The sequence below is a fragment of the Paraeggerthella sp. genome (assembly GCF_048427265.1).
GTDB classification, from domain to species: Bacteria; Actinomycetota; Coriobacteriia; order Coriobacteriales; family Eggerthellaceae; genus Paraeggerthella; species Paraeggerthella hominis.
In genome coordinates this window covers 26,379-37,826 of sequence record NZ_DBFOSR010000064.1, presented here as the reverse complement: position 1 = coordinate 37,826, position 11,448 = coordinate 26,379, and the positions used below count along the sequence as shown (strand labels likewise).

Below are 11,448 nucleotides of genomic sequence, written 5' to 3'. Positions count from 1 at the left end.
TCAAGGCGCTCGAGGATGTCGAAGTACTCGCGGGTGTATTCGGCGTTGGTTGGCATGGCGATCCTTTCGCAGACCCGCCCGTGGAAGCGTCGGGCAGGGGGTTCACGTTTGGAAAAAAGTGTAGCACGAGCCGATCGCCCGCATCGAGGCGGTTGCCGTATCGCCACAGGAACGGCGGCGGCGCGAGGCTGGGGCGGGTTCCGCCGGCCCGCACCCCGCCGACCGCCGACCCCTCCCATGGCCCCGCGCACGGGTCCCTCTCTCTCACTCTCTCATGGCCCCGCGCACGGGTCCCGCCGGTCCCTTCCCATAGCCTTGCGCACGAAAAACCGCGTTTGCTGGCAGGTTCTGACGGTTTGAGGTTGTCTCCGAAGCACGATGAGGCGCGCCCGAACACCCAGCATTTTTCTATAGCTTTCTGACCTGGTGCAATGCGGGACTGCTCGATTGCCGCTAAAGGCACGGGGGTCTCCGACGACCTCACACCGTCAGAACCGGCCACGGAGGGCGATATTTCGTGCGCAACGGGGCGAAGGGGCAGTTCGGGGACGGCGTTCGCGCGCCCGCGTGCGGCAAGGGCGCGGCTTCGGCGGTTCATTCCGTGGGGACTCCGCGGGGCGGGGTCTTCTCCTCTTGCGCGAATAGTGCTTTCAGGGTACCATCGGCAGGGTTTCACGGGGATTCCGGCTATGTGCGCGGTTCTCTGTTTTATCAAGAGTCGGGGGAGAGAGTTGGCTCTGAGATCCCGACACCAACCTGGCGGATACGCCAAGGTGGTCCGGCCTACAGCGATGAAGGAGGAACTTATGGCCGAAGAATGTTCTACGTACCTGTTCACGTCCGAGTCCGTCACCGAGGGTCATCCCGACAAGGTGTGCGACCAGATATCCGATGCCGTGCTCGACGCCATCCTGGCCAAGGAGATCGAGCTGGCGGCTCAGGGCTACATCGCCCCCAGCGGGCAGCCCGCCGATCCCGCGCAGGTGCGCTGCGCCTGCGAGACCATGGCCACCACCGGCATGGTCATCGTCACGGGCGAGATCCGCACGCAGGCGTACGTCGACGTGCCCGCCATCGTGCGCGAGGTGCTGCGCGACATCGGCTACGACCGCGCGAAGTACGGCTTCGACTGCGATACCTGCGGCGTGCTCAACGCCATCCACGACCAAAGCCCCGACATCGCCCAGGGCGTCGACGAAAGCTGGGAGGCCCAGCACGGCCTAGCCGAGGACGACCCTTACGAGCGCATCGGCGCGGGCGACCAGGGCATGATGTTCGGCTACGCGTGCGACGAGACGTCCACGCTCATGCCCATGCCCGTCTACCTGGCGCATCGCCTGGCCGAGCGCCTGACCGAGGTGCGCAAGAGCGGCGTCATGCCGCATCTGCGCCCCGACGGCAAGACCCAGGTGTCCGTGCGCTACGAGGACGGCCGTCCTGTGAACGTGGAGAAGGTGGTCGTGTCCACGCAGCACTCCGAGGCCATCGCCCATGACGAGCTGCGCGCGCAGATCATCGCGAACGTGGTGGAGCCGGTGTTCGCGCACGAGGGCGTGGAGCTGGCCGCCGACGCCGAGATCCACGTGAACCCCACCGGCCGCTTCGTCATCGGCGGCCCCATGGGAGACGCGGGCCTGACCGGCCGCAAGATCATCGTCGACACCTACGGCGGCATGGGTCGCCACGGCGGCGGGGCGTTCTCCGGCAAGGACTGCACGAAGGTGGACCGCTCGGCTGCCTACGCGGCGCGCTGGGTGGCCAAGAACGTGGTGGCCGCGGGCCTCGCGCGCCGCTGCGAGGTGCAGGTCGCCTACGCCATCGGCATGGCCAAGCCCGTTTCGGTGATGGTGGACACCTTCGACACCAACGCGGTGCCCGAGGCCGACATCATGGCCGCGATCGAGCAGACCTTCGACCTGCGCCCCGGCGCCATCGTGGACGCGCTCGACCTGCGCCGCCCCATCTACCGCAAGACGGCCGCCTACGGCCACTTCGGCCGCGAGCTTCCCGAGTTCACCTGGGAGCGCACCGATAAAGCCGACGAGCTGCGGAAAGCCTGCGGAGTGGCATAGCCTGCGCTTCGCTGATGGAAAGAGGTCGCCCGTTGCGCGGTTCGATGCGCGAGGGCGGCCTCTTCTTATTGTAAGAGGCGATCGAGCTATAAAAGGAGATCGAGCCGGTCGAGAGCGCATGGGCTAGCGAATGGGGAAGGGCGCAGGCGCGTTTCGGAGTGAACGAGGACATAGGATATACTGAAGATATGAAACTCGCATCGATCATCCTGGACATACCCACGCAAGCGCTCGACGCGTCCTACACGTACGCCGTGCCCGAGGACGAAAGCGGCGACCATCCCGTCGAGGTGGGCTGCGCCGTGCTCGTGCCGTTCGGCCATCGGCGTGCGATCGGCTTCGTGATCGGCATCGAGGAACGCGAAGACGGCGACTATCCCGAAGGGCTCGACCCCGCCAAGCTCAAGGTTATCGTGCGAGCGGTGAGCCGCCCGTATTTCGACGAAGAGGGCGCCGCCTGCGCCCAGTGGCTGGCGCAGCGCTACATCGCTCCGCTCTCGTCGTGCGTGCGCCTGTTCACCCCGCCGGGCGGGGTGCCGCGCATGGTGCGGTCGCGCGAGGGCTACTGGCGCCTGGAAGAGCCCGCCGTGGGGGAAGTGGACGATCGCTGGGTGCTGCCGGGTGCGGCCTTCGACACGTTCGAGCCTCGGAAGAACGCCGTCAAGCAGGCTTCCATCGTGGAGGCCCTGCGCGCGGGCGAGCTGCGCGTAGCCGAGCTGTCGGCCGAGTTCGGCGCGGTGTCGGCTCCGTTGAAGACGCTCGAGAAGCAAGGCGTCGTGCGCATCGAGCATCGTCGCCGCATGCGAGGCTTCGCAGCTCCGTCGGAGCCTGCGGGCGCTGCGAACGCTGCGAACGCCCTTGCCGACTCGCTGCGCCAACCTGCGGGCATACAGCCTGCAAGCGGCTTCGCCCCCTCTCTCAAGCCGCCGCTCACGCAGGGGCAGGCGGCGGCGCTCGCCGTCATCGATGCGGCGCGCGAGCGCGGCGCGGGCGAGGTCGTGCTGGTGGACGGCGTGACCGGGTCGGGCAAGACGGAAGTGTATCTCCAGGCCATTGAGGCGACGCTCGCCGCGGGGCGCACGGCGTGCGTGCTCGTGCCCGAGATCTCGCTCACTCCGCAGACGGTGGGCCGGTTCCGCGGCCGCTTTGGCGACACCGTGGCCGTCATGCACTCGCGCATGAGCCAGGGCGAGCGCTACGACCAGTGGGACTTCATCCGCTCGGGCGCGGCGCGCGTGGTGGTGGGCGCTCGAAGCGCCCTGTTCACGCCGCTTTCCAACCTAGGGCTCCTTGTCATCGACGAGGAGCACGAGGGCTCTTACAAGCAGGACAGCTCGCCGCGCTACCACGCGCGCGACGTGGCTGTATGGATGGCGCGCCGCGCGGGCGCGGCCGTGGTGCTCGGGTCGGCCACCCCTTCCATCGAGGCGCTTCACGCGTGCGCGAAGGATCCCCGATGGCATCATGTCGAGCTGCCCGAGCGCGCGAACGGCAAGCCCTTGCCCGCCGTTCGCGTCGTCGACATGGCGGTGGAATTCAGCGGCGGCTCCCGCTCCATGTTCTCGGGCGCGCTCTCCCGTGCGCTTGCCGAAGAGCTTTCCGCTGGTCGAAAGGCGGTTCTGCTGCTCAATCAGCGCGGATTCGCGAAGTTCTTGCTGTGCCGGGAGTGCGGGTTCGTGCCGGAATGCCCGTCCTGCTCCACATCGCTGACCTATCACGAGCGGGGAAGCTTCCTCATCTGCCATCACTGCGGCTACCGCATCGCGGTGCCCCCGGTCTGCCCCGAATGCGGCAGCCCCTATCTCAAGAAGTTCGGTGCCGGAACGCAGCGGGTCGAGGCCGATCTGCGGGTTTTGCTGGACGAGACCCCCGGAGTGGGCCCTGGGGTTCCCATCGTGCGCATGGACGCCGACACGACGTCGGGCAAGGGCGCCCACCAGCGGCTTTTAGAGGAGTTCGCCGCCGCCGACGCCGCTGTGCTTTTGGGCACGCAGATGATCGCGAAGGGCCTTGACTTCGAAGACGTCACGCTGGTGGGCGTCATCAACGCCGACACCATGCTGAAGCTTCCCGACTATCGAGCCGCCGAGCGCACGTTCGACCTTGTGGAGCAGGTGGCCGGACGCGCGGGGCGCGCCGAGCTGCCGGGGCGCGTGCTCGTGCAGACCTACGAGGCGGACGCCGCCCCCATCCGGGCCGCGGCGTCGTACGACCGCGCGCTGTTTCTGCGCGACGAGCTGCCGAAGCGGCGCCTGTTGGGGTACCCGCCGTACGTGCGCATGGCGAACGTGCTGATCTGGGGCAAGGACGAAGCGGCGGTGCGCGGGGCGGCCCAGCAGCTGCAGCAGGGGATCGAGCAGGTCGTGCGCGATTTCGGCGGTGACGACTGGACGGTCCTGCCCGCTACGCCGTGCGTTCTCGCGAAGCTGCGGGGCACGTACCGCTGGCACATCGTGGTGAAGTGCCTGCCGGAGGCCGACCTCTCGGCCGTGCTTCTTCCGTACTTCAGGCACCGCAAGCCCGACAAGGACGCGAACGTAGCGATCGACGTGGATCCCGACGATCTGCTGTAGGCGGCCTTTCGCAGCCGCGCGGCTCGTAGGTTTACAGTTTCAGCTGCGTCTTCCCTTGTCGTGGTATTCTGGGTGCCCTACAGCTGATTCGACTGGAAGCGGTACCGCAGGCGATGGAGGAGGTTCGAGCCGTGGGGAAATGGGCGAAGCGCATCGCGTGCGCACTGGTGCTCTCGGCGATGCTGGCCGTCGCGTTCGCTGCTCCTGCGGTTGCCGACGAGCGGACTTCGTCGTCTCGCGGGCGCGTGGTGAAGGTGGCGTTTCCTCCGTCCGAGGGCTTGAGCATGGTGGACGACCAGGGGAATCGCAGCGGGGTGCTCTTCGACTGGCTCACCGAGATCGCGAAGTACACCGGTTGGGAATACGAATTCGTCGACGGAGACATCGACAACTTGATCGATCGGCTGCGCGATGGCGAAATCGACCTGGTGGGCGGCATGTTCGTGCGCGAGCAGCTTGCCGACTCCCTTGACTACTCGACCTACAGCATGGGCTCGAACCGCTCGCTGCTGGCGTGCGCGCAGGACAACGACGCCGTTGCGAGCTTCGACTTGAGCACCCTGGACGGCGCGACGATCGGCGTGTACGAGAAAGCCGTCGACAAGAACAAGCGGCTCGAGAGCTTCCTGAGCCTGAACGGCCTTTCCTGCACGCTTCTTCCGCTTGACTACGCTTCGTACAAAAGCTGCCTCGACGACGGCACGGCCGACGTCATGCTGACCGGGGACACGGATCTTCCCGGCAACTGCAAGGTCGTCGCGTCGTTCGGCGGCGAGCCGCAGTACTTCGCCCTTGCGAAGGGAAGCGACCTGCTGCCCGAGCTCGATGCCGCAATGGCCCAGGTGTACGCAGCCGACCCCGGGTTCGCCACCAAGCTTCACGACGCCTATTTTCCCCAGATGTACCGGTTCCCCCTTGAGCTTTCCGCCGACGACCGCGCGTACGTTGCGGGCCGGGGCGAGGTCAGGGTGGCCGTGGTGGCGGGGCAGTATCCTTTGTACTACGACCTTGAGGGATCGTACCGAGGCGTGGTGAAGGAGGTCTTGGGCCTGGTGTCCGAACGGACGGGCTTGACGTTTCGGTTCGTCCACGCAAGCACGTACGAAGCCGCGCTCGAGCTGGTGGCGTCGGGCGAAGCGGACGTGCTGGGCGGATTCCAGGGCGACGAGCGCACTGCATCCGAGCGCGGTCTGGCCCTGACGGCAAGCTATGCATCCTTGGACGGAGTGGTGCTCAGGAGCAAGGCGGGGTCCCAGCGAAGCGAGGGCCTGGTGTTCGCGCAGCTGGAGGGGCTTGCCGACCCGAAGGGCCTCGACGTGGCGCGCGTGGTGCGCTATGCGACGTACGAAGAGTGCTTGTCGGCCGTGAACGAGGGGCGCGCCGACCTAACCAGCATGCCCGCCTCGTGCGCCGAGAGCCTGTTTGTCGAGCGCTCGTACGCCAACGTTGCCCCGGCAACGTCGGAGCACGACGACGCCGTGTTCTCCGTGGCGTTGCCCAAGCCCGTGGACGCGTCTTTGTACGCCGTGCTGAACAAGGCCGTGAACAGCTTGTCGAGCGACGAGCTTGACGCCATCGTGTCCCGCAACTCCACGCCAGTGACCTCGCATCGCGCCACCATCGAGTCGTTCGTGGCGCAAAACCCCTTTCTCGTGGTCACCATGGTGCTTGTGTTCGCCTTGCTTTTGGGGGCCATCGGCGTTGTGGTGTCGCTGTCGAAGGTGCGCGCCCGCGTGATGGCGATCAAGCTGGAGAAAGCGGAGGAGGCCGGTCGCGAGAAGGCGGACTTCCTCTCGCGCATGTCGCACGAGATACGCACGCCCATGAACGCCATCATCGGGCTTTCCAGCGTGGCGTCGCTGTCGGGGGAGGCCACGCCCGCCATCCGCTCCAGCCTTGAGAAGATCAACACGTCGGCCCAGTTCCTGCTCTCGCTTGTCAACGACATCCTGGACATGTCGAAGATCGACAACAACAAGATGCGCATCGAGGTCGCTCCCATGCGCCTCCGCTGTCTGGCCGAGCGCCTGGAGAGCATGTTCTGCATGCAGGCCGAGGAGAAGGGCGTGCGCTTCGAGGTTCGCTGCGGCGTGGACGAGGGCGTGGTGGGAGACGACGTGCGTCTTCAGCAGGTGCTGGCGAACCTGCTGTCGAACGCGTTCAAGTTCACCGACAGCGGCGGCTTCGTCCAGCTTTCCATCAAGGAGCTGCGCCGAGACGACGCGAGCGTGCGCCTTCGCTTCAGCGTGAAAGACGACGGCGCGGGCATTCGCGAAGAGGATCTGGGCCGTATCTTCGATTCGTTCGAGCAGGCCGCCGAGAACCGTCGCAACGCTCAGGGAACCGGCCTGGGACTTGCCATCAGCAGCAGCCTCGTGCGCCTTATGGGCGGCTCGCTCGAGGTTCGAAGCAGCTTCGGACGGGGGTCGGAGTTCTTCTTCACGATCGATCTGCCGCTTGCCGAAGAGGGGCAGGCTCCGCTGGACAAGGTTGTCCTGTCGCCCGAGAACGCCCCTGCTTTGAAGGGGTCGCACGTCCTTTTGGCCGAGGACAACGATCTGAACGCCGAGATCGCGGCGGCTTTGCTTGAAATGCAGGGCGTGTCGGTGGACCGGGCGGCGGACGGGCGCGAGGCGATCGACCTGTTCGAGGCTTCGAAAACGGGAACGTACGATTTCGTGCTCATGGACGTGAGGATGCCGGTGCTCGACGGGCTGGCCGCCGCGCGCGCCATCCGGTCGCTTGACCGTGCCGACGCGCGAACCGTTCCCATCGTCGCCTTGACCGCCAACACGTTCCAGGAGGATCGGGAGGAGGCGCGCGCCGCCGGCATGGACGGTTTCGTGCCCAAGCCGTTCGACGCCAACCAGCTCTACGATGCGCTGCGCGTCTTCCTGAGCCGATAGGCATGCTTCGGTCCTGCGATTGCGCCTTGCACGCTGCGGCTCGCTTTGCAATAATGGGGAATTAGGTCAACGGAAGTTGCTAAGGCGCGCTCGCTTGAATCCGGGGTCTTGCGAAGGCGCGCTTCACCGTTAAAAGGGGATATCGTGAAAGCAATCCTGCAAGGGAGCTACCTGCGCGTGTTCGCTGCCGTGTTCGCGGTCGTGGCGCTTGCGACGGGCGCGGTGTGCGCGATCACGCTCGTGCGCGGCGAGCAGGTGGTCATGGAGGAGACCGAAAGCTACCTTGCCGAGCTGTCCCAGCAAACCACGTACAAGATCAACCAGCGCATGAGCTTCAACGTGGAGCTTCTCGAGCATCTTGGCCGGCAGCTCAGCGTGGTCGACGGCGACGACGAAAGCCGCGCGGCCCTTACGGAGACGTTGGTCGACGGCGGGCCCTTCAGCTGGGTCGGGTACGCCGACCGAAGCGGGACCTTGACCGTTCCCGGCGCAGGCGCGGTCGACGCGCAAGGGTTCCGCGTGGTCATGGACGCAATCGAAGGGCAGGCTGGCGTCGAAGGCGATCTGGTCGAGGTGCCCGAGTTCAGCCCGGGCAAGGGCGCGCTGTACGCGGTTCCGGCCGTCGGCCCCAATGGCCTGGGGGCCGTGGTAGGATGGGTTGCTCACGATTCGATGAAGCTGCTCTACAACACCGATACGGCCGACGGCGTGGGATTCGCCCATATCGTGTCGTCGGACGGGGATTTCATCTTGCGTTCCGAGAATGCGAACTCGCTCGGGGAGGACCGCAACTTCTTCGACGGCCTGCGCAACGAGGCCGTGGCATCCGAAGACGATATCGCTCGCATGGCGCAGGACATGCAGCGGGGGATGAGCGGTTGCTTGGGCTACACGGTGGACGGCCAGCTGCGCGAAGTGAACTACTACCCGCTCGATCTGGGAGGCTGGTACGCCATCTCGGTGGTTCCGCCTTCGCTGTACGCCACGTCCGTTTCGGATTATTCGACCTTGGCCATCATTGGAACGACGGTCTTGGCCCTGGTTTCCTTCGGCGCGTTCGGGGGCTGCCTGGCTTGGGCCACATCGCGCAAGAACCGCGAGATCAGCAGGCTGGCGTTCGTCGACCCGGTGACGGGCGGGCATACGGTTGCGCGGTTCGACATGCTGGTGACCGAGCGCATCAAGGATCGGTCGCCGTTTTCTTTGGTCGCGCTTGACATAGAGGACTTCCGCCTGGTCAACGACAGCTTCGGCAAAGCTCGCGGCGACGAGCTTCTGCGGTACCTGCACAAGGCCATTGCGGACGGCCTGCGCGAGGGCGAAGCCTCCGCTCGCGTGACGGCCGACCTGTTCAACGTCATGCTCGACGACACCGATCCGGAGCTTGTGCGCGCATGGCTCCACGAGCTGGCCGAGCGCCTCAACGCGTTCAACCGCGAGAACAACGCGCCGTACTTCGTCAAGCTCAACTGCGGGGCATGCGCCGTCGAGTGGCCGTGCGACATCGTCACCATCAGGGACCGGGCGAACACTGCCCGCAAAACCTCTGCTGCGGCGGGCGGGCACCTGTGCCGCTGCTCGTTTTTCAGCGACGTGGATCACGAACGGCTGATCCGCGAGAAAGAAATGGAAAACGAGATGGACCGAGCGCTCGAGCGCGGCGAGTTCATCTTGTTCCTGCAGCCCAAGATATGCCTGGAGTCGGGGCGGACCATCGGGGCCGAGGCGCTGGTTCGCTGGGATTCGCCGAAGCGCGGCCTGCTGCCTCCGGGCGAGTTCATTCCCTTCTTCGAGCGAAACGGCTTCGTGATAAAGATCGACCTTGCCGTGTTCGAGCAGTCGTGCAAGCTGATCCGCTCGTGGATCGATGCGGGCATCGAGCCTTTGCCGCTTTCGGTGAACCTGTCGCCGCTGCACCTGCACGACGATCGCTTCCTGGACGCGTTCGAGGAGATCCGCAAGCGCTACGACGTCCCTGCCGAGCTTTTGGAGTTCGAGCTTACCGAAAGCGTGGCGTTCGAGAGCCTTGACCTTCTGCGCGAAACCGTCCTGGGCATCCACTCCTTGGGTTTTCGCTGCTCGATGGACGATTTCGGCAGCGGGTACTCGTCGCTGAACGTCTTGAAGGACATTCCCGTCGACACGCTCAAGATCGACCGGCAGTTCTTCCTGGGCGACGAAAGCCGCTCCGAAGTGGTGGTGGGGTCGGTTATCGACTTGGCCAAGAAGCTCAACATGGGAACCATCGCCGAGGGCGTCGAGACCATTCCCCAAGTGGAGTTCTTGCGCAGTACCGAATGCGACGCCGTGCAGGGCTACGTGTTCTCCGCGCCGGTTCCCGTGGACCTGTTCGAGAAGATGACGTTCGGGCGCACGGGGTCGACGGGAGCGTCGGACGACGATGGCCCTGATCGTCCCGCGCGCTAGTTTGGTTGCGATTCGCCGACGTTTCTTGCTAAGCGCCAACACCTTGTGATATAGTGTTCGGCTGTATCTTTGCGCCTAGAGCGTGCATGTCTTCATGCCCTGTGCGCCATCCTGTTGGAAAGGAAGATCACGTGGCCCAAGCCTCTAAGAAACAGCCGGTACAAGCGAATGACCAAGCGAAAGCCCCGATTGAATCTGAGGAGATGCTTGACGACGACGCGCTCGACGTCGAACCGGACGTAAGCGCTACCGATACGCTCGAAGACGACAAACTCGAAACGCCCCTGTCCGAAGACGGCGAAGAGGACGAGGACCTGCTTGCGGGCATTCCCGAAGAAGAGCTCAAGGCCGTCAGCGAAGTGCAGCTGCCGAAGGTGGGGGCCAAGAGCGGCCGCGTTCGCTCGTCGGTGCGCAAGCGCAACGCCGATGCGTCCGTGACCATGCTCACCGGCGACCCCGTGCGCATGTACCTCAAGGAAATCGGCAAGGTCCCGCTGCTCAACGCAGCCGAAGAGATCGACCTGGCCATGAAGATCGAGGCCGGCGTCGCTGCAAGCGAAGAGCTGGACAAGGCCGAAGACGAGGGCATCGAGCTCGAGCGCCGCGAGAAGCGCCGTCTCGGCCGCATCGAGCAGGTGGGCTTGGACGCCAAGCAGCAGCTCATCGAGGCGAACTTGCGCCTGGTCGTGTCCATTGCGAAGCGCTACGTCGGTCGCGGCATGCTGTTCCTGGACCTGATCCAGGAAGGCAACCTGGGCCTGATCCGCGCGGTCGAGAAGTTCGACTACACGAAGGGCTTCAAGTTCTCCACGTACGCCACGTGGTGGATCCGCCAGGCTATCACGCGCGCCATCGCCGACCAGGCGCGCACCATCCGCATTCCGGTGCACATGGTCGAGACCATCAACAAGCTGGTCCGCATTCAGCGCCAGCTTCTGCAAGAGCTCGGGCGCGAGCCAACGCCGGAGGAGATCGGCAAGGAGATGGGCCTGCCCGCCGAGCGCGTGCGCGAGATCCAGAAGATCTCGCAGGAGCCCGTGAGCCTGGAAACTCCCATCGGCGAAGAGGAAGATTCCCAGCTGGGCGACTTCATCGAGGACGACGCCGCCGTGGTGCCGCCCGACGCTGCATCGTTCAGCATGCTGCAGGAGCAGCTGTCGAAGGTGCTCGACGGGCTGGCGGAGCGCGAGCGCAAGGTCATCGCTTTGCGCTTCGGGCTGGAAGACGGCCATCCTCGCACGCTCGAGGAGGTCGGACGCGAGTTCGGCGTTACGCGCGAGCGCATTCGCCAGATCGAGAGCAAGACGCTGGCGAAGCTGCGCCATCCGTCCCGCTCCTCGAAGCTCAAGGATTACCTGGAAGACTAAGGGCTCGAACGGCTTGAACGCCGTCCGAGCCGTTCGACGCCGTAGCGCGGACCGGTTTTGCCGACGAGGCCCCGCGATGTCCGAGTTTTCGCCTTGTTGCCCT

The 11,448-nt window shown here is 65.4% G+C and carries 5 protein-coding genes and 1 riboswitch; all 5 genes read left to right on the top strand.

Going from position 1 to position 11,448, the window contains the following annotated elements:
* Positions 1-705 precede the first annotated feature (705 nt).
* Positions 706-798, top strand: a riboswitch (SAM riboswitch).
* An 8-nt stretch (positions 799-806) separates the two neighbouring features.
* The 5 genes from metK to rpoD all read left to right on the top strand — a co-directional run bounded on the left by metK (position 807) and on the right by rpoD (position 11,345).
* Positions 807-2,072 carry a methionine adenosyltransferase gene (gene metK / locus ACMNI9_RS06310; RefSeq protein WP_225749305.1) on the top strand — a complete coding sequence of 422 codons (1,266 nt, stop codon included), beginning with the start codon at positions 807-809 and terminating at the stop codon, positions 2,070-2,072.
* Positions 2,073-2,260: 188 nt separating this feature from the next.
* Positions 2,261-4,645, top strand: coding sequence for a replication restart helicase PriA (gene priA, locus ACMNI9_RS06305; protein WP_418831276.1), 2,385 nt, complete (start codon positions 2,261-2,263; stop codon positions 4,643-4,645).
* A 113-nt stretch (positions 4,646-4,758) separates the two neighbouring features.
* The gene (locus tag ACMNI9_RS06300; RefSeq protein ID WP_418831275.1) at positions 4,759-7,551 is read left to right on the top strand and encodes an ATP-binding protein; all 2,793 of its coding nucleotides are present in this window, start codon (positions 4,759-4,761) and stop codon (positions 7,549-7,551) included.
* 144 nt (positions 7,552-7,695) lie between these two features.
* Positions 7,696-9,978, top strand: a complete 2,283-nt coding sequence (locus ACMNI9_RS06295; protein ID WP_418831274.1) for an EAL domain-containing protein — start codon at positions 7,696-7,698, stop codon at positions 9,976-9,978.
* 131 nt (positions 9,979-10,109) lie between these two features.
* Complete coding sequence (rpoD, locus tag ACMNI9_RS06290; protein WP_114565859.1) at positions 10,110-11,345, top strand: RNA polymerase sigma factor RpoD; 1,236 nt, start codon at positions 10,110-10,112, stop codon at positions 11,343-11,345.
* Positions 11,346-11,448: the final 103 nt, after the last annotated feature.